Annotated in this window: 14 protein-coding genes, 2 tRNA genes and 4 rRNA genes; 12 read left to right on the forward strand and 8 right to left on the reverse strand. The window is 41.0% G+C overall.

Features of this window, described 5'->3' with window-relative positions:
• The gene (gene tilS, locus HV560_RS02150) at positions 1-1,263 is read left to right on the forward strand and encodes a tRNA lysidine(34) synthetase TilS (protein WP_176812053.1); all 1,263 of its coding nucleotides are present in this window, start codon (positions 1-3) and stop codon (positions 1,261-1,263) included.
• Here the strand turns inward: tilS and xerD are convergent.
• From xerD to murI, 8 genes are all read right to left on the reverse strand, one after another.
• The gene (gene xerD / locus HV560_RS02155) at positions 1,260-2,153 is read right to left on the reverse strand and encodes a site-specific tyrosine recombinase XerD (protein WP_176812054.1); all 894 of its coding nucleotides are present in this window, start codon (positions 2,151-2,153) and stop codon (positions 1,260-1,262) included. The two genes, tilS and xerD, sit on opposite strands and share 4 nt — an antisense overlap.
• Before the next feature lie 102 nt (positions 2,154-2,255).
• Positions 2,256-2,332, reverse strand: a tRNA-Asp gene (locus HV560_RS02160).
• Positions 2,333-2,342: 10 nt separating this feature from the next.
• Positions 2,343-2,458, reverse strand: a 5S ribosomal RNA gene (rrf, locus tag HV560_RS02165).
• 59 nt (positions 2,459-2,517) lie between these two features.
• Positions 2,518-2,633, reverse strand: a 5S ribosomal RNA gene (gene rrf / locus HV560_RS02170).
• Positions 2,634-2,793: 160 nt separating this feature from the next.
• Positions 2,794-5,694: ribosomal RNA gene (locus HV560_RS02175) — 23S ribosomal RNA — on the reverse strand.
• A 221-nt stretch (positions 5,695-5,915) separates the two neighbouring features.
• Positions 5,916-5,991: transfer RNA gene (locus HV560_RS02180), tRNA-Glu, on the reverse strand.
• A gap of 199 nt (positions 5,992-6,190) precedes the next feature.
• Positions 6,191-7,731, reverse strand: a 16S ribosomal RNA gene (locus tag HV560_RS02185).
• Together the 16S, 23S and 5S rRNA genes with 2 tRNA genes alongside form the textbook arrangement of a ribosomal RNA operon.
• A gap of 349 nt (positions 7,732-8,080) precedes the next feature.
• Complete coding sequence (gene murI / locus HV560_RS02190; protein ID WP_176807784.1) at positions 8,081-8,881, reverse strand: glutamate racemase; 801 nt, start codon at positions 8,879-8,881, stop codon at positions 8,081-8,083.
• Positions 8,882-8,960: 79 nt separating this feature from the next.
• Here murI and HV560_RS02195 point away from each other — a divergent pair, with 79 nt between their 5' ends.
• The 11 genes from HV560_RS02195 (at position 8,961) to HV560_RS02245 (ending at position 20,497) form a co-directional block, all read left to right on the forward strand.
• Complete coding sequence (locus tag HV560_RS02195) at positions 8,961-9,884, forward strand: NAD(P)-dependent oxidoreductase (RefSeq protein WP_337790846.1); 924 nt, start codon at positions 8,961-8,963, stop codon at positions 9,882-9,884.
• Positions 9,885-10,028: 144 nt separating this feature from the next.
• A complete protein-coding gene (gene cas10 / locus HV560_RS02200; RefSeq protein ID WP_176812056.1) occupies positions 10,029-12,200 on the forward strand; it encodes a type III-A CRISPR-associated protein Cas10/Csm1 in 2,172 nt (723 codons plus the stop codon).
• A 9-nt stretch (positions 12,201-12,209) separates the two neighbouring features.
• The gene (gene csm2, locus HV560_RS02205) at positions 12,210-12,602 is read left to right on the forward strand and encodes a type III-A CRISPR-associated protein Csm2 (protein ID WP_176812057.1); all 393 of its coding nucleotides are present in this window, start codon (positions 12,210-12,212) and stop codon (positions 12,600-12,602) included.
• 11 nt (positions 12,603-12,613) lie between these two features.
• Entirely contained in the window at positions 12,614-13,312 is a 699-nt protein-coding gene (gene csm3 / locus HV560_RS02210) for a type III-A CRISPR-associated RAMP protein Csm3 (protein WP_176812058.1), read from the forward strand.
• A 9-nt stretch (positions 13,313-13,321) separates the two neighbouring features.
• Entirely contained in the window at positions 13,322-14,266 is a 945-nt protein-coding gene (gene csm4, locus HV560_RS02215) for a type III-A CRISPR-associated RAMP protein Csm4 (protein ID WP_176812059.1), read from the forward strand.
• A 10-nt stretch (positions 14,267-14,276) separates the two neighbouring features.
• Positions 14,277-15,818 (forward strand): RAMP superfamily CRISPR-associated protein, encoded by a 1,542-nt coding sequence (locus HV560_RS02220; RefSeq protein WP_176809451.1) that lies wholly within the window; start codon positions 14,277-14,279, stop codon positions 15,816-15,818.
• Positions 15,818-16,738: a CRISPR system precrRNA processing endoribonuclease RAMP protein Cas6 gene (gene cas6 / locus HV560_RS02225; protein ID WP_176809450.1), complete on the forward strand. Its 921-nt coding sequence runs from the start codon at positions 15,818-15,820 to the stop codon at positions 16,736-16,738. Before HV560_RS02220 ends, cas6 begins: the two co-directional genes overlap by 1 nt.
• Before the next feature lie 111 nt (positions 16,739-16,849).
• Complete coding sequence (gene csx16 / locus HV560_RS02230) at positions 16,850-17,140, forward strand: CRISPR-associated protein Csx16 (protein WP_176809449.1); 291 nt, start codon at positions 16,850-16,852, stop codon at positions 17,138-17,140.
• Between the two features lie 8 nt (positions 17,141-17,148).
• Positions 17,149-18,324 (forward strand): Card1-like endonuclease domain-containing protein, encoded by a 1,176-nt coding sequence (locus HV560_RS02235; protein ID WP_176809448.1) that lies wholly within the window; start codon positions 17,149-17,151, stop codon positions 18,322-18,324.
• Positions 18,324-19,481 carry a CRISPR-associated ring nuclease Csm6 gene (gene csm6 / locus HV560_RS02240; RefSeq protein WP_176809447.1) on the forward strand — a complete coding sequence of 386 codons (1,158 nt, stop codon included), beginning with the start codon at positions 18,324-18,326 and terminating at the stop codon, positions 19,479-19,481. Before HV560_RS02235 ends, csm6 begins: the two co-directional genes overlap by 1 nt.
• Before the next feature lie 656 nt (positions 19,482-20,137).
• Positions 20,138-20,497, forward strand: coding sequence for a hypothetical protein (locus HV560_RS02245; protein WP_176809446.1), 360 nt, complete (start codon positions 20,138-20,140; stop codon positions 20,495-20,497).
• The last annotated feature ends 41 nt before the right edge of the window (positions 20,498-20,538 follow it).

Raw genomic sequence — 20,538 nt, forward strand, 5'->3', positions numbered from 1 at the left:
ATGACACTTTTTAATCGCTTCCAAGCAGAGTGCAAAAATCATCTGCCCCAGCAAACCGATTTCTTAGTCGGCTTAAGCGGCGGTGTGGATTCGGTGGTATTGCTCCACTTGTTCTCTCGCACCGCATTGAATGTCAGGGCGATTTACATCCATCACGGATTAAGCCCCAATGCCAACGGCTGGGCAATGTTCTGCGAACAATACTGCAAGCGGTTAAATATTCCCTTTATTTTGCAAAAAGTAACCGTTGATCAAGCTAAAGGGGTAGAATGTGGTGCAAGAGAAGCTCGCTATCACGCCATTCAACAACATTTAAAGCCCAACGAAATATTAGCCACCGCTCACCATTTAGATGACCAAGCAGAAACTTTTTTTCTTGCATTAAAGCGAGGGAGTGGCATTAAAGGATTATCCGCTATACAAGCAGTCAGTTTCTTACAAAATCTGACGATTTTTCGACCGCTATTAACCTTTAGCAAAACAGACATATTGGCTTATGCGAAAAATAAGCAGCTTGAGTGGATTAACGATGAAAGTAACACTAATAATCACTACGATCGAAATTTTCTACGCAATGAAATCCTTCCTTTGCTTAATCAACGTTGGACTCACTTCAGCAAAATGGTGGCTCGCTCAGCCCAACATTGTGCGAAGCAACAAGAGCTCATTGAAGAACTCCTTGAAGAGGAATTAGCAAAAAGACTTGGAGAAAAAAACCAACTTACAATTGATAATTTCAAGCATTTCTCAGTACTCAAACAACAGCAATTAATCCGCCTATGGCTAGCAAAATATAACATAATGATGCCCAGCCAAGCTCAACTACAAGCGGTCATTTCTAAGCTAATTTTTGCAAATCAAGATAAAAATCCACAGGTCAAAATTGGGGAAAAGGTGATTAGACGTTACCAACAAGCAATCTATATTACCGATGAAATCTCAAGAATTCCTAATTTTAAAATCATATTGAAAGCAGAATGCGAAATCGTTCTTCCCTATCAGCTTGGAAAAATAACACGCCATAACCAAGAGATCATTTACAAAAAAAATACAAAAACACACCGCTTGTTATTACCAAAAGAGCTGGCTCAAGAGCCTATTTATCTTAAAATTGGGCAACAAGGCAAGGTGAAATGTTACAGAAAACCGCATCGGGAAGAAATGAAAAAAATCTGGCAACAACATAATGTGCCTGTATGGGAAAGAAACCACACATTACTTATCTTTTGGCAAGATGAATTTGTGGCTTGTATCAATAATTAGCCTCTTGGATGAAATTGTTGATGCAGCGATTTCAAACGAGCTTTTGCAACTTGGGTATAAATTTGCGTAGTGGATAAATCACTATGCCCAAGCAACATTTGCACTACTCGCAAATCCGCACCGTGGTTCACCAAATGAGTAGCAAAAGCGTGGCGAAGAACGTGTGGCGAAAGCTTATCTGGATCAATACCTGCAAGCACCGCATAATGCTTTATCCGATGCCAAAAGGTTTGCCTTGTCATCTGCTGTCCTCTACGACTTGGAAACACTACATCAGATGGCTGATTATTTAATAATAGAGAACGACCATATTGAAAAAACTCTTGTATCCAATAACTAGCTTCTTCACCTAACGGCACCAACCGCTCTTTATCTCCCTTACCAATAATTCTCACCACGCCCTGTTTCAAGCTCAGATTATCTATGGAAAGAGAAACCAGCTCCGTTACACGCAGACCAGTTGCATAAAGCAGCTCTAACATCGCTTTATCCCGCAATTCTATTGGGTCTAAAGTATTAGGCGCATCCAGTAAATCCACCACTTGATCTTCACTTAATGATTTGGGTAAATATACACCACGTTTAGGAGAGCTCAGTGTGAGAGTCGGATCATCTTCGCGAAAATGTTCAAGACTAAGAAAACGAAAAAATTTTCGTAAGCAGCTTAACATTCGTGCTGTACTTGCCGCTTTATAGCCTTGCTCTAACCGCTCTCCTAAAAAAGCTTGTAAATCAAACTGATCGACATATAAGAAAGCCTTAGGCTTAGAAAAATAATCAGAAAAACGCTCTAAATCAAAACGATAAGAGGCTATCGTATTTTTAGACAAACTATGTTCTTGCCATAAAGTATCAAGAAATTGTTCGATAATAGGATCAAGTTCAGCCATACAAGCGGTTATTTTTACTCAGAATTCTGCAATTCTAGCAGAATTTAAAAAAAGCATAAAAAACAAAAAACCGATTAGCATATACTAATCGGTTAAATAAATTGGCGGAACGGACGGGACTCGAACCCGCGACCCCCTGCGTGACAGGCAGGTATTCTAACCAGCTGAACTACCGCTCCTCAATACTTAAATTGATAATGCCCTACTCTCACATGGCGAATCACCACACTACCATCGGCGTTACTGCGTTTTACTTCTGAGTTCGGTATGGAGTCAGGTAGAGCCACAGCACTATGATTATCAATCAAATTCGGTTATTTCCTTAATTCTCTTATCTCTTTATCAAAAAAACTAAGGAAATAAACCCCGACGATGCCCTACTCTCACATGGCGAATCACCACACTACCATCGGCGTCACTGCGTTTTACTTCTGAGTTCGGTATGGAGTCAGGTAGAACCACAGCACTATTGTCGTCGGGAAAATCTGTTGATTTTCTGTCTTTTCTATTTTTTGTTCTTTAATCTAAAAACAAGCTGTTGATTCTGAGTTTATTTGTTTGCCTTTTTTGTTTAGTCTTTACTTTACGTTACTTCGCTTCGTGCTTTCTTATTTTTTCTATAAAAACACTTGAGCGTTGTATAGTTAAGCCTCTCGGGCAATTAGTACACATTAGCTCAACGTATCGCTACGCTTACACATTGTGCCTATCTACGTCGTAGTCTCCAACAACCCTTACAGTCTTATAGACTGGGAGAACTCATCTCTTGGCAAGTTTCGTGCTTAGATGCTTTCAGCACTTATCTCTTCCGCACGTAGCTACTCGGCAATGCGTCTGGCGACACAACCGAAACACCAGCGGTGCGTCCACTCCGGTCCTCTCGTACTAGGAGCAGCCCCAACCAATTCTCCAACGCCCACGGCAGATAGGGACCGAACTGTCTCACGACGTTCTAAACCCAGCTCGCGTACCACTTTAAATGGCGAACAGCCATACCCTTGGGACCTACTTCAGCCCCAGGATGTGATGAGCCGACATCGAGGTGCCAAACACCGCCGTCGATATGAACTCTTGGGCGGTATCAGCCTGTTATCCCCGGAGTACCTTTTATCCGTTGAGCGATGGCCCTTCCATTCAGAACCACCGGATCACTATGACCTGCTTTCGCACCTGCTCGACTTGTCTGTCTCGCAGTTAAGCTTGCTTCTACCATTGCACTAACCTGACGATGTCCGACCGTCATTAGCAAACCTTCGTGCTCCTCCGTTACTCTTTGGGAGGAGACCGCCCCAGTCAAACTACCCACCAGACACTGTCCGAGTACTCGTTCCGAGTACTTCGTTAGAACATCAAACGTTAAAGGGTGGTATTTCAAGGACGCCTCCAACAACACTAGCGTGTCATCTTCAAAGGCTCCCACCTATCCTACACATCAAAATTCAATGTTCAGTGTCAAGCTATAGTAAAGGTTCACGGGGTCTTTCCGTCTAGCCGCGGGTACACCGCATCTTCACGGCGATTTCAATTTCACTGAGTCTCGGGTGGAGACAGCCTGGCCATCATTATGCCATTCGTGCAGGTCGGAACTTACCCGACAAGGAATTTCGCTACCTTAGGACCGTTATAGTTACGGCCGCCGTTTACTGGGGCTTCGATCAGGAGCTTCTCTTTCGATAACACCATCAATTAACCTTCCAGCACCGGGCAGGCATCACACCCTATACGTCCACTTTCGTGTTTGCAGAGTGCTGTGTTTTTAATAAACAGTTGCAGCCAGCTGGTATCTTCGACCGGTTCAACCTTCATCCGCGAGGGATTACAATCTACGCCGGCGCACCTTCTCCCGAAGTTACGGTGCTATTTTGCCTAGTTCCTTCACCCGAGTTCTCTCAAGCGCCTGAGTATTCTCTACCTGACCACCTGTGTCGGTTTATAGTACGGTTTAGTGTAATCTGACGCTTAGTGGCTTTTCCTGGAAGCGTGGTATCGGTTACTTCAACTCCGTAGAGTCTCGTCATCACTTCTCGTTGTTAATAGAAGACCGGATTTGCCTAATCTTCCCAACTACCTGCTTAAACAGGGTAATCCAACACCCTGATAACCTAACCTTCTCCGTCCCCACATCGCAATTACACCAAGTACGGGAATATTAACCCGTTTCCCATCGACTACGCTTTTCAGCCTCGCCTTAGGGGCCGACTCACCCTGCCCCGATTAACGTTGGACAGGAACCCTTGGTCTTCCGGCGAACGAGTTTTTCACTCGTTTTATCGTTACTTATGTCAGCATTCGCACTTCTGATACGTCCAGCAAGCCTCTCGACTCACCTTCTTCCGCTTACAGAACGCTCCCCTACCCAACAATGTTTCCATTGATGCCGCAGCTTCGGTGACTAGTTTTAGCCCCGTTACATCTTCCGCGCAGGCCGACTCGACTAGTGAGCTATTACGCTTTCTTTAAATGATGGCTGCTTCTAAGCCAACATCCTAGCTGTCTAAGCCTTCCCACTTCGTTTCCCACTTAACTAGTACTTGGGGACCTTAGCTGGCGGTCTGGGTTGTTTCCCTCTCCACGATGAACGTTAGCACCCACCGTGTGTCTCCTATGCATTACTCTTCGGTATTCGCAGTTTGCATCGGGTTGGTAATCCGGGATGGACCCCTAGCCGAAACAGTGCTCTACCCCCGAAGGTATTCACATAAGGCTCTACCTAAATAGATTTCGGGGAGAACCAGCTATCTCCCGGTTTGATTGGCCTTTCACCCCCAGCCACAAGTCATCCGCTAATTTTTCAACATTAGTCGGTTCGGTCCTCCAGTTAGTGTTACCCAACCTTCAACCTGCCCATGGCTAGATCACCGGGTTTCGGGTCTATACCTTGCAACTATACGCCCAGTTAAGACTCGGTTTCCCTACGGCTCCCTTATTCAGTTAACCTTGCTACAAAATATAAGTCGCTGACCCATTATACAAAAGGTACGCAGTCACAGAATAAATCTGCTCCCACTGCTTGTACGCACAAGGTTTCAGGTTCTATTTCACTCCCCTCGCCGGGGTTCTTTTCGCCTTTCCTTCACAGTACTGGTTCACTATCGGTCAATCAGGAGTATTTAGCCTTGGAGGATGGTCCCCCCATCTTCAAACAGGATATCACGTGTCCCGCCCTACTTGTTGTGAGCTTAGTACCACGGAAATATTTTCGAGTACGGGATTATCACCCTCTATGATTGAGCTTCCCAGCTCATTCCTCTAATAAATCCGCTATTACTCACTGGCTCTTTCGCGTTCGCTCGCCGCTACTAACGAAATCTCGGTTGATTTCTTTTCCTCGGGGTACTTAGATGTTTCAGTTCTCCCGGTTTGCTTCACTTGCCTATGTATTCAGCAAGTGATAGTAGATTCTTCATCTACTGGGTTTCCCCATTCGGACATCTTGGATTAAACGCCTCTTATCGACTCATCCAAGCTTTTCGCAGATTAGCACGTCCTTCATCGCCTCTGATTGCCAAGGCATCCACCTTGTGCGCTTAGTCACTTAACTATACAACCTCAAATGTTTTTGTTTTTGTATTTCAATTCAATCAAAGGAAAGAAAAAACAACATAACAACACATTTAAAGTCTGTTTTAAACTAAACACTTAGCTGCTTTTGTTCAGCTAAGATTTTATTACATACTCAGACTTTCTTTCGAAAATCTCTCAGTTTTTCAGCTTGTTTCTAAATTTTTAAAGAACATTAAGACAATAAAAATCATCTTTAAATGGCGTCCCCACGGGGATTCGAACCCCGGTTACCGCCGTGAAAGGGCGATGTCCTAGGCCTCTAGACGATGGGGACATCATTTAAAGATGCTTTCCTTTTGCCAGTTGAGCGTTAGGTATTTTAGCGATTTTGCAAATTTCTGCAATATTTTAACCGCTTGAATGCCTAACTTTCATTCATCTCTGTCCTGTCTACTCTATCAAACAATCTGTGTGAACACTTGCTGTCGTCGCGACGCTAAACTCTCGCCTAGCCTCGCACTTGATTTTTTTGGTAAGGAGGTGATCCAACCGCAGGTTCCCCTACGGTTACCTTGTTACGACTTCACCCCAGTCATGAATCATACCGTGGTAAACGCCCCCCCGAAGGTTAAGCTATCTACTTCTGGTACAACCCACTCCCATGGTGTGACGGGCGGTGTGTACAAGGCCCGGGAACGTATTCACCGCAACATTCTGATTTGCGATTACTAGCGATTCCGACTTCATGGAGTCGAGTTGCAGACTCCAATCCGGACTTAGACGTACTTTGTGAGATTCGCTCACCATCGCTGGCTCGCCGCCCTCTGTATACGCCATTGTAGCACGTGTGTAGCCCTACTCGTAAGGGCCATGATGACTTGACGTCATCCCCACCTTCCTCCGGTTTATCACCGGCAGTCTCCTTTGAGTTCCCACCATAACGTGCTGGCAACAAAGGATAAGGGTTGCGCTCGTTGCGGGACTTAACCCAACATTTCACAACACGAGCTGACGACAGCCATGCAGCACCTGTCTCAGAGCTCCCGAAGGCACTCCCATATCTCTACAGGATTCTCTGGATGTCAAGAGTAGGTAAGGTTCTTCGCGTTGCATCGAATTAAACCACATGCTCCACCGCTTGTGCGGGCCCCCGTCAATTCATTTGAGTTTTAACCTTGCGGCCGTACTCCCCAGGCGGTCGATTTATCACGTTAGCTACGGGCACCAAGCTTAAAGCCCAATCCCCAAATCGACAGCGTTTACAGCGTGGACTACCAGGGTATCTAATCCTGTTTGCTCCCCACGCTTTCGCACATGAGCGTCAGTACATTCCCAAGGGGCTGCCTTCGCCTTCGGTATTCCTCCACATCTCTACGCATTTCACCGCTACACGTGGAATTCTACCCCTCCCTAAAGTACTCTAGACCCCCAGTCTGAAATGCAATTCCCAGGTTAAGCCCGGGGCTTTCACATCTCACTTAAAAGTCCGCCTGCGTGCCCTTTACGCCCAGTTATTCCGATTAACGCTTGCACCCCCCGTATTACCGCGGCTGCTGGCACGGAGTTAGCCGGTGCTTCTTCTGTCGTTAACGTCAATCGCCGATTCTATTAAAATCAACGCCTTCCTCGCGACCGAAAGAACTTTACAACCCGAAGGCCTTCTTCATTCACGCGGCATGGCTGCATCAGGGTTCCCCCCATTGTGCAATATTCCCCACTGCTGCCTCCCGTAGGAGTCTGGACCGTGTCTCAGTTCCAGTGTGGCTGGTCATCCTCTCAGACCAGCTAGAGATCGACGGCTTGGTGAGCCATTACCTCACCAACTACCTAATCTCACTTGGGCTCATCTTATGGCAGGTGGCCCGAAAGTCCCACCCTTTCCTCCTTAGAGATTACGCGGTATTAGCGACCGTTTCCAGTCGTTATCCCCCTCCATAAGCCAGATTCCCAAGCATTACTCACCCGTCCGCCACTCGTCAGCATTAGTACAAGTACTAACCTGCTACCGTTCGACTTGCATGTGTTAAGCCTGCCGCCAGCGTTCAATCTGAGCCATGATCAAACTCTTCAATTCAAAAAGTTCAATCGCTCAATAAACTGCTTAGCTAAAGTTCACTTCAACTTCTAAACTTAACTTAAGTCAAGAAATCAAAAATAATGAATTTCTAGTTATAAGCACCTATTAAGACTTCAAGTTTTAAAATATTTTTTTAAATCAAGTCTATCAACAAGTGCCCACACAGATTGTCTGATAATTTGTTAAAGAACAAAACAAAACGACGCACCGTAATCAACATCTAAATAATTCACAACAGCGCGTCGTTGTGTGCCGTGCATTATAGTGAAATATGATACGAACGCAAGGACTTTTTTAAAAAATTTTTCTCAAATGTGCTATTTTTCACCAAAATGCTTATTTTAGTTTAAATATCAAGCACTGATAGCTGATTAAATCCCGATTGCTGCATTATTTTTTGTTTAATTACCAAGTCATCGCCTTGGCTGGTACAAAAAGCCTCGTTTGGCGTATTGCGACCATATTGAGATTGAGCTACTCCTTGAGTTTCTAGCAAGCTCACCACTCGTTTGGCTATACCAATGCCAGGATCAACAAAATATCGAACATTTGGCAAAATTTGTTTTAATTCCGCTTTAACCAATGGGAAATGGGTGCAGCCTAGAATGATCGTATCCAATGTCGGGTGGTTTTTCCACTCTTCTACCACATTCAGCAGGCGATTCATATCCACCTTGCCTGTCCGCTGTTTTTCTTCCACAATTTCCACTAAATCGGTTGTGCCAATTTTTTCCACAACACAATCTTGAGCATATTTTTCGATTAGCTCCGCCACATAAGGACGAGTAACGGTGCCTTTGGTTGCCAGTAAACCAATTGTTTTTGTTTGTGACACTTCCGCCGCAGGCTTGATTGCAGGCACGGTGCCGACAATCGGGAAACTAAAATGCTCTCGTAATGCTGGCAAAACCACAGTGCTCGCCGTATTGCACGCGACTACCACCATATCAAGCGGTCGTTTTTCTGCAATTTTTTGCACAATTTTGACCGCTCGCGTAATCAACACGGCTTCCGATTTCTCCGAATAAGGGAAAAACGCATTATCAAAACAATAGAGATAATAGGCATTGGGTAACACTTTCCGGATCTCATCATACACGGTCAGACCACCCATTCCAGAATCATATAAAAGAATTGTTGGTTTCATTATTATTTGTTGAAGAAAAAATTAGCAAAATGCTACTCTTTTCTCTTTGCATATTCAAGCCATCTATGCGTTTGACTTCATTACTGAAAGCCGTAATAATCAAAACGCTTTTCATAGAAACAAGGAGAAAACAATGCAAACATTGAATACACAACAAATAGGTTGGATTGGTTTAGGCCAGATGGGCGAGCCAATGGCGAAGCACTTACTTAATAATGGTGTAAAAGTAGGGGTTTATAATCGTAGCCCAGAAAAAGCAGAAGAAGTGGTTGCAGCAGGCGGAAAACGATATTCATCGGTAGTGGAGTTAGTAAAAGCTCACGAAGTCATTTTCTTGATGATTGCAGATTATGCTTCTGTTCAGCAGGTGCTAAGCCCTGAAGTGTTAGCAAAAGCAAAAGGCAAAGTGTTTGTGAATATGAGCACCATTTCACCAAGCCAAAACCAAGCGGTGGAAGCCTTATTAGCACAGCACGGAGCGGAATTTGTAGAAGCTCCCGTTTCAGGTTCAAGCAAGGTGGCAGAAGCGGGTAAATTACTCGTGCTTTCGGCGGGTAAAGAAGAAATCATTGCGCAATTAAAACCGCTTTTCGCAGCCTTTAGTACCACGACATTCTACTATGGCGAAGTGGGCAAAGCAGGCGGCATTAAGTTGATGATCAACTCGCTACTCGGTATTTTCATTCAGGCGTATGGCGAAGCGTTGAATTTTGCTAGCCAATACGGTATTCCGAAAGAGCAAGTGATTGAGATGATTTCTGGATCGTTTATGAATAGCCAAATTTTCCAAGCGAAAGTGCCTATGTATTTAGCCAACGAGTTCCAGCCAGCATTCATGATGAAACATATGACAAAAGATTTTAATTTAGCGAGCGAGGAAATTGCAAAACTAGGCAAATCTTATCCGCTGATTGAGCAAGCAACCAAAACCTACAACCAAGCGAACGATTCAGGCTTGAGCGAAGTGGATATGGCTGCGATTTATCAGTTTTTGGCGAAGTAAAAAGGGACTTCAATATTACACTAGCATCTTTGCTAGTGTTTTTTTTAATATATCTCTTAAAAAATTACAAATTTGCAATTATTTATAAAAGATGAAACAAAAGATATACTTAACCTACATTTATTATCAATATGGAGCAATGAAATGAATCACTCAATTTCAGAAAAATCCTGCCATATCGCTTTTCAAGCACTTACCTCTCAGCTATCCATTTTTGCACAAAGAGCGAATGCAGAACATAAATCGATTGCTAGCCACATATTCCCAATAGCTCACGACATTTCAACTTTCATTCAAAAAGCAGAGCAACTGCTTCTAGGTCAGACAATTAAAAATACTCCCAAACAACATCTTTCTACATTATTTGAAAATATCGAATTGGAAAACCACAAAAGTTTGGCACATTTTTATCCTATTCAAGCGGTCAATTCTGACACTATTTTTCCCAGAAAACAGAAAGAAGGACACTATGATAAGCTTTGGCAAGATTTTTTGGCGGGTTTAAACAAAATTCCCAAATCTCACGAAAAGAAGCCCGATCTTTGGCTAGATCATTTCGATACTGCTTACCAAATTTTTACTGGCAATATTCCATCAGCCTATGCTTCTGACATTTCCCTTTATGATTACAGTAAAGCTATTGCAACCTTAGCCACTGCACTCTATTTATACGACCAAACAAACGATAAAGAGGAAAACGGCGAATTCTTACTAATTCAAGGTGATTTTTTCGGGATTCAAGATTTTATTTTTTCCAGCGGAAGTGAAACCAACAAACAGGCGGCGAAATTATTACGCGGGCGTTCTTTCCAAGTTTCGCTTTTCACTGAACTTGCCGCACTGAAAGTATTACAGGCGTGTAAATTACCCTCAACCAGCCAAATAATGAATGCCGCAGGAAAATTCTTAATTATTGCCCCAAATACGCAAGCGGTCAAAAATGCAGTAGAAAATGCAAAATCAGAACTAAATCAATGGTTTGTAAAGCACACCTACGGACTAATTGGTTTGGGCATCGCAACCAAAACAGCCAATCAATCGGATTTTTCTGCAGAGAATTTTTCCACATTACGAAATAGTCTATTTAATGATTTCGAAAAAATTAAATTACAGCGTTTGGATTTATTAGATAGTACGCAGAGCGTGCAATCTGCGGATTATTCACAAGGTGTTTGTCAGTTAAATAGTTATTTTCCGGCGGAAATCGACGGTTTTGCTAAAATGTCGTTGGATCAGATTTTAATCGGTGAGCATTTAGTCAAAAAAGATCGCATTTTAATTTGTGATGAACAAAGTGATATTTACGAAGATCGACACACTACGCCTCTTCATCTGTCTATTTTTGGTTATAAAATCATTTTTACCCAAAATGAAGAGATCAGCGGTAAATTTGGCAAAGTTGATATTCTGCGTTTTTGGGATTTTGAATTGCCAGAAAATCAGGATAGTGAGATTTGGCACGGCTACTCCCGCCGTTATATTAACGGTTATGTAGCCTCTCGAAACGGAGAGATTACGCCGTTTGACACACTTGCCACAACGCATCGAAATGCAGAAACCGGCGAAGGGCAAATTGCACTAATGACACTAAAAGGCGATGTGGATAATCTCGGGACGATTTTCCAAAAAGGCTTAAAACAGCCGAATTTAGCAAAAATGGCTGCACTTTCTCGTCAAATGAACCAATTTTTTAGCTTATGGCTACCTGCGATTTGTTCAGAAAAATTCCCGAATATGTACACCGTCTTTGCCGGTGGTGATGACTTCTTTTTAATCGGTCCGTGGCTTGAAACACAACAATTAGCAGGCGAAATGCAGAGAGAGTTTAAGCGTTATGTAGCAGACAATCCAAATATTCATTTCTCGGCTGGTATGGTGATGGCTAAACTTGGAATACCCATACCACAGCTAGGTGGACTAGCGGAAGACGCCTTGGAAAAAGCCAAAGGCGTCGAGGGCAAAAATGCTTTCACTATTTATCAGCAGTCAGTGCCTTGGTCAAAATGGACGAGTTTAATGGCATTAGGAGAGAATATTGAGCGACTTGCAGAAAAATATCCAATTTCAACCGCTTACCTCTACGCATTAATTCAGTTTGCCGATCTGGCGGCAGATACACAACACATTGAAAGCACAATGTGGCGGAGTCGTTTTTACTATAAAACCAGCCGTTATGTGGTGGATAAATTACCGAAAGATCAACGTCAAAAAGCGTTGGAGGAAATTTCCACATCATTCGGCAATATCGGAATTGAAACGCATAAATCGGCGTTTAAAATTCCACTATTTAACTATTTCTATCAAATCCGAAAATAAGAGGTATTTATGATGATTAAATTTGGCAAAGAGAAAAGTGCTGAGATTTTTTCTGCGGTGGCAGAAAATGCGGCAAAACAAATTAAATCCAAAAACAACAACGCAAATAAAACCTCGCAGTTACGCAAATTTTATGACGAATTGGCGATGTGGAATGATCGTGTTCAAACAACTCGAGAGAACCGTGAAGAAAAATATCAGGAGCTTGAACCTTTTATCAAAATGCTTAAAGCCAAAGTAGCTTATGCACAAGGTCGGAAACATATTGATAGCAATTTCAGCGACGTGTTTAACCGTTGTATTGATGAAGTGAAATCCGCAGAAACCTTGCGTGATGCCAAATTATTTATGGAAGCCGTAATGGGCTATTGCAAATTAGAAGAAACCCGTAAAAACGGCTAAGGAGAAATAGAATGAAACTGATCAACATTATTGAAATAACGGCAACATTGGTGTTAAAAACCGGGTTACATATTGGAGCAGGCGATAGCGAAATGCACATCGGTGGTATTGATAATACTGTGATTAAAAACCCGCTCACCCAATCGCCTTATATTCCTGGTTCAAGTTTAAAAGGTAAAATTCGATCGTTATTGGAATGGAAAAGTGGCGAAATTACCTCGGGTGAACCACTGAAATTAAACGATATTAGTAACGCCAAAGATAAAAGTGCGGTGAAAAATATCCTGAAATTATTTGGTGTCACCGGCGACAGCAAAAATGATGAGACATTATTAAAAGAATTAGGCGTATCTCGTTTAGCCTTTTGGGATTGCAATTTAAATCCGGAATGGGAGGATCAAATTCGTGCAGATAACTTATTGCTGACCGAAGCGAAAAGTGAAAATACCATCAACCGTATTACCGCTACCGCCGATAATCCACGTCAAACCGAACGTGTGCCGGCCGGTGCAGAATTTGATTTTAAACTCACCCTTCGCCAATTTGAGGGCGACAGTGAGGAATTATTGGACTTAATCTTGAAAGGCTTACGTCTTTTAGAACTCGACAGTCTAGGCGGTTCAGGCTCTCGTGGTTATGGCAAAATCGCCTTTGAAAAGCTGACAGTAGGCGGAAAAGAGACGACATTACCTGAAAATCCTTTTGTGTAAGGCGGCAGTATGAAAATCTATCTTTTTACCCTGAAAACGCTCACAGCATTTGGCACACCACTCGTGGGGGACAGCCTCTTCGGGCAATTCTGTTGGGCGGTGTCGCACCGCCTGGGCGAGGCGAAATTAACCGAGTTGCTACAAGGCTACACCACGGGCAAGCCGTTCGCCGTGATTTCCGATGCCTTTCCAAGTGGATTTTTACCGCTACCGGTATTGCCTTCCCAACTCTGGGAAAAAGGCGAAGTTGCCCAAGATCGCAAAGTGTTGAAAAAGAAAGCATTGATTGCTTTTGACACTCACACACAAGCGGTTAATTCTTGGCAAAAATCTGCAAAATCCGATAGCGAAGTAATGTGCAAAACCAAGCACCCCCAGCCGCATAACACCCTCAGTCGTCAAACAATGACCACCGGCAAAGACGGAATGTTCGCCCCTTATGCGATGCCACAAATTTGGTATCAACACGATACCGCATTAGATCTTTATATTGTGGTGGATGAACAGCGTATTTCGGTGGATGAGGTCACACAATGTTTAAGCGATATGGGGCAATTCGGCTTTGGGCGAGATGCCTCGATCGGGTTGGGTAAATTTAAGATTGAGTCCGTGCAAGCAGTGCAATTTGCCACCGAAAATGCAAATGCCTATTTAACGCTGGCAAACACGGCCCCACAAGGGGTGGACTTGGATAAAAACGACAGCTTTTATCAGCTTCACACCCGTTTTGGCCGACACGGCGGTTTGGCTGCATTAGGGCAGAATCCGTTTAAAAAACCGATTATTTTGGCTAAATGTGCCGCCATTTTCCGCCCGACCGAGTGGCAAACACGCCTCTTTTTAGGTAACGGCTTGGGTAATGTCTCTTACGCCCAACCGAATGCAGTACATCAAGGCTACGCCCCGATTGTGCCGGTCTATTTGAATTTTAACGCCGACCATTCCGACAAATAAGGAAGTGACAATGAGCGAATTTTTAACAACACACAAGGTATATCTCACCCCTATTAGCCCGATTCACATTGGCTGTGGGGAAGATTTTGAGCCGACGAATTATGTGATTAAAGAAAATAATATCTATTGTTTTGATGCAAGTAAATTAGGTCTTTCTGAATCTCAACGTAATCAATTAATGGATATTTGCCGAAATATTACTGATGAAAGTATTCAGCAGATTCAGTCTTTTTTTGCTAAAGAAGATGTTATTGAATTAGCTATTAATAATGCTTGCATCAAAATTCCCGTTTCTGCCAAAATTTCTAGTGAATGGAAAAATAAATTAGGTAAAGTCGTACAAAGAGAAAATAATAACAAGCAAGTATTTAATGCTCTTCTTATTGAACGACACGCCTATTTACCTTATTGTAATCAGTCGTATATTCCTGCAAGCAGTGTAAAAGGAAGTGTTATTACCGCTTTATTAGATAGTGAAAATCAGAGCGATAAAACGATTTTTTCAGTTCCTGTTAAACAGCGTTCAGAAAGTCGAGAAGGTTATGCAAAAAAACTAAAAGCATTGAATGATGATTTAGTTCATCAATATATTGGTGATTTTAATTCCAAAAACAATGAAAAGATTACCTCTCAAAGAATCAAATTTAGTGATTTTGTTCCAACTGATAAAAACTCTTCCCTTACAAAAATAATTTACGCAGTAAATGTTAAGAAAACTCTTGGTAAAGATAGAAATGCATTTAAAGGCATTAGTGTTCGTAGAGAATGTATCAGCTCAATGCAATTTAGATCTTACTCAGCTTCTTTAACGTTGTTAAATGAAAACAATAAGGTTTTATTAAAGGATGAACACATAATTAAGGCGTTAAATGCATATAACCTACCTATTTTAGAAAAAGAACTTCAAATTCTAATTGAAAATGATTTAATTAACACTAGAAATTATATAGAAAATGTGAAAACCATTTTGCAAAATGAAAAAGTAGCACTGATTCGTTTAGGGCGTAGCGGTTCTGAAACTAAAATGTATAGTGACCATAATTTAAGAGCTTTATCTGTTAATGGTGAAATCAGCAAAGAATCTCATACTTTATGGGTTGCATCGGATTCCACGGAAAAATCAGAAACAATCCAACCTTTCGGTTGGGCATTATTAGAGTTCTCCAATGAACAAGAAAATAATGCATTGCTAAAAAAATGGTGCTTAAATCCAAAAAATTCATTACATAATTACTTAAAAGAGTTGGAGATTGAAAAAGAAATTCAAGAGAAACAAAACGCTTTGAATTCACTGTCTGAAAATCATAGGAAAGTGATTGAATTAGAAAATAAATTCAATGCTAGTAATGAAAAACAGATAGATAGTTCATCTATTTTATTAAAAGAAGTGAAATTGTTAATTGAAAATGAGGCAGTAAATTGGAGCAAGGAAGATAAACAGTTTATAGCGGAACATATTACCAAAGACCTTATTCTTAAACGCATTGAACTGAAAAAGAAAAATGCAGATAAAGATCTAAATAAATTGCTTAGAAAATTGATGGAAGAATAATGCTCCCAACCGAATTACCCATTATCCGCTACCGCCTAACATTCCAAGTCACCACTCCCTTCGCTTTGCCCGAATATGCCGGTTCCGCATTGCGAGGTGCGTTTGGACGGGCATTGCGAAAAATCAGCTGTATGACAAAGCAAGCCGAATGCCACGGCTGTTGGCTTTATCAAACCTGCCCTTACACTAACATTTTTGAAACACCGGCACCGAATGATCACCCTTTGCAAAAATTTAGCCAAGTACCGAACGCTTATGTCATCGAGCCATTAGAATGGGGCGAACAATGCTACTCAAAAGGCGATATTTTCGCCTTTGATTTGGTGTTATTTGGACGAACATTAGAGCAACTACCACTAATTTTATTTGCGTTTAAACGGGCACTGGAATTTAATTTGGTGGGCGGAAAAGCCACACTGACCGATTTTGCAAAAATTGCGGAAAACCAAACCGCTTTTTCTCTGTTTCAGCAGGAAAAAATTCGGGAACACTCACAAATGTTGTCTGTTCCGTCTGATTTACCCTCATCATTAAAATTGGAATTTATCACCCCATTACGCATTCAAGAAAACGGCAAACCATTGCGAGAAAAGGAAATCAACAAAACCCGACTGTTAATTACCTTAGCAAAACGCATTTCATTGTTAGCCGAATTTCACGCCCAGCAGTTACATTTAGATTTTGAACAGCTCATTACAGAAATTGAGCCGATTCAGGAAAGCAAACAGTTGCAGTGGCAAGATTGGACACGTTATTCCAGCCGCCAAAAGCAGAAAATGAAATTGGGTGGCGTGGTCGGTCATTGGCAGCTCGACAATGTCCCAGTAAATTGGGCAAAATTGCTTTATTTGGGTCAATGGTTACATTGTGGCAAAAATGCAACTTTCGGCTTAGGGAAATATCGGATTACAAATTTGTAATATAGCGATTTTGCATTATTTTCGGGTAAATTTACCGCTTATAGAGTGCATTTGCTATGCACCATTGATGAAACAATTTTTAGTACAGCAGTAACGCCCTTACGGAGAGTGATGACAACTTGGTTTGTTTCCCGCCATATTGGGGCAATTGAATGGATTAAGCAACAACCGATTCATATCGATCGTTTTGTTGAGCATTTGAATGTTGCCAATATACAAGCTGATGATATTGTTATCGGCACATTGCCGATCCATTTGGCGGCGGAGGTTTGTCAAAAAGGGGCGAAATTCTATTTTTTATCTGTTAATGTTGCACGTTATCAACGTGGAACGGAATTAACCTGTGAGCAACTTGTGGAACAAGGTTGTTCGTTACAGCCATTTTATATCGAAAAATTATAGAGGTTTTTATGCAAAAGTATGATGTACATTTTTGTTTAGTTTCTGATCAAGCTGCACCAAATTTATTACCTCTTTTAGACAGTAAATTTAAACCTAAAGAAGTTGTTTTAATTGTTACCCAAAGAATGAAAGAAAAAGGGCAATTTTTAGCGGAAACCTTTAAAAAAGTGGGTGTAAAATCAACTATTACTGTATTACAAGATGAATTTAATTTTGGCTTAATGGAAGACGAATTTTTTAAATTAGCTGAAGAATATGAAGAACAAAATATTGCACTCAATGTAACTGGTGCAACTAAATTGATCTCTATTGCTGCGGAACACGCTTTCTCTGCATTAGGGAAACCTATTTTTTATGTAGATACCGATAATAATAGAATGGTCTTTATTTCAAAAGATGATAAAAATAATTGGGTACCAGACCAAATAATGAATGCCAAAACGTCGTTAGATATTTATCTTTCTTCTTACGGTGGTAGAACATTAAAACAGTCTGATGTTAAATCAAGAGAAAAACTTGTGGAATCGGTAAGTGGCTGGATAAAACAGTATGATAAATACAGAGTAGTAATTCCTATGTTAAATTTACTTGCCACTAAATCTGAACAAAGCGGGTTTAAAACCAGTTTTACTGATGCAAAATGTAAAAAAATTGCGGTGCTGGATGAGCTATTAAGAGAATTAAATGCACTTGATCTCATTGATTACTGCAATGATCGTATTGATTTTAGAAATACAAAAACCAAAGATTTTTTTAGCGGTGGTTGGTTAGAAGATTATACCTATCTGCAAATACAAGATGTTAAACAAATTGATGATTTAGCTTGTGGTATTGAAGTGGCAAATTCAAAATATCAAATAGGCAAAAATGAATATAGCAAAGAAAATAAAGGAAATATGAATGAATTTGATATTGCCTTTATGGCAAACAATAAATTCCATATTATTGAAGTTAAAACGCAACTGATGGGAAAAAATGGCGGTATTAAATCTGAAGATATTTTATATAAATTGGAAACATTAAAAGATTATGGAGGCTATATGACCAAAAAATGTTTGGTTACTTATTTCGATGTACCTGAATCGGTACAAAATAGAGCTAAATTTTTAAAAATTGAACTTATTCAGGCAAAAGACTTACAGCAGTTGAAATCAAAAATTCAAAATTGGATTGGTAAGAAATAATGAACACACCACCCAAAAAAATCCTCCTTTCCGTCACTGGAATGTCCCCTGCTGTCGTGACGGAAACGCTTTATGCCCTTGTGACGGAAAAAGGCTTTATTCCCGATGAAATTCGGGTGATTACCACTCAACAGGGCAAAAATCAGGTGCTAAAAACCTTGTGTGGTATAGAAGGCGGACGAAAAGAGCAAAAAGGGGCGTTGGAAGAATTTATTAGTGATTATGGCGAACAATTCGGCTTTCAGCAGATTCATTTTGATGAAAGTTGCATTGAAATAATTCGGGATCATAATGACCAAAAACTGTCCGATATTCGCTCACCCGAAGAGAATAATTTAGCGGCGGATCAAATTGTAAGCTTGGTAGGGCAACTTTGCCAAAATCCACAGAACCAATTACACGTTTCGATTGCTGGTGGGCGAAAAACCATGGGCTTTTTTATGGGTTATGCGTTATCGCTTTATGGGCGGGAGCACGACAGCCTTTCGCACGTTTTGGTCTCTGCCGAATTTGAGAACTTACCGAGCTTTTATTATCCGAAACCCTATTCGCACAAAATTATGAATAGCCAAGGGGTAGAATTTGATGCCCAGAATGCCAAAGTGATGTTGGCGGAAATTCCTTGGGTTCGGTTAGGATTAGGGATTTCGGATGAATTATTGGGCGGCAGAATTTCATATAGTGATTCCGTGTTAAAAGCTCAACAAATTTTGGCAAAACCGAGCCTAACGTTTTTAAGCCCGATCGATGATCAAAATGTACGATTCGGAAATACGGAAATCAAACTCGCCCCCAAAGAGTATAGTTTTTTATTGAGTTTAGTATTGGCGAAACAGAAACATATAGCATATTCATTATTTAATGAAGACGTTTTTGCGATGTATTTAGCTATTTACACTATTTTAAAAGGCAGCGCAGAAAGTTTGGAAAATCGGGTGAAATTTGTGAAAAATGAAGCTGAATTTGCCGAAGAAACAAAAAAAATCTATTCGGAATCTTGTCATCATTTAGGGAAAAGAATTAAAAAGGAATTTTCAATCGGTCATTGTGAAACACCATATATACCATCTTCTTCACATCAATGTTACGAATTATTGATCGAGGAAGAAAATATTGATATTTCCGCTATTTTGCCAGATTTACAAGGCAAAATTTAAGCCTAAGCAAGCGGTCGTTTTTTTGCAAATTTCTGCAAAATACCGACCGCTATCAAATAACTTTAATCTGACTAGCTGATTTATGCTAAAATAACCACGTTCTTTAATTGTGGAGTTTAATGATTTTGATGAAATTATCACCAAATCAATACCCAGCTATTCAGCCTACTGAATTTTTTGGGAAGCCTATTTTTAACATTCTGAAAAATAAGGAAAATTTAGGTATCCGCAGTCGAAAGACACCGCCCTGCCTGAAAGGGATTAAGACAAAGTAAGTTAGTTTGTTCATAAGTTTCTCCGTTATGTCGAAAGACACCGCCCTGCCTGAAAGGGATTAAGACATACCATAACCTGCAAGCGTCGTAGCTGGGGATGTCGAAAGACACCGCCCTGTCTGAAAGGGATTAAGACATCTACAACTACGGCATATTTGTTTGTGTCGTTGGTCGAAAGACACTGCCCTGCTTAAAAAGGATTTTACGTTTAAACCTGTTTATTATGCGATTCTAGTCCTATAAATTATTGCCGACAGTTTTTGTCGGTTTTTTCTTTTACAAGCGGTGATTTTTCGCACCCATTTTACAAATTTGTATTCTCCTCTTATTTTCCTCATCTCTCCTAAAATAGCGTTATTGTTAAATATTTAGGAGAGAAAAATGTTCGGTTCTAATCGTGATACACAATCCAGATTCGTAGCACAAAACCGTCCATTTACTCCTTACACTTCAAGTGAAATTGAAGCGTTAATTGCTGGTTATGTAGAAGTGGCTGATGATCGTGCTTATAACGGTCGTTGCTTTGTAAAAGCAGGTAAAAAATGGATCCATAACCTAAATGCTCTTCGCAAAAAATTAAGCGATGCGTATGGACGTTATATTGACGATGAAGAGTTAGAAGCAGGCTATCCTGAGGGTTTTGGCTACGATGTCGCAAACTATTACAGCCGCCATAATCGAATGACATTAGCTGAGAACAAGGAATTTCAAAAGTTAATGCAAGCGGTGAAATTACATTAGCTTTTTGCAAATTTGTAATTGGTCAATTTCTGTGAAATACA

This window comes from Mannheimia pernigra (assembly GCF_013377995.1).
In the GTDB taxonomy this organism is placed as follows: domain Bacteria; phylum Pseudomonadota; class Gammaproteobacteria; order Enterobacterales; family Pasteurellaceae; genus Mannheimia; species Mannheimia pernigra.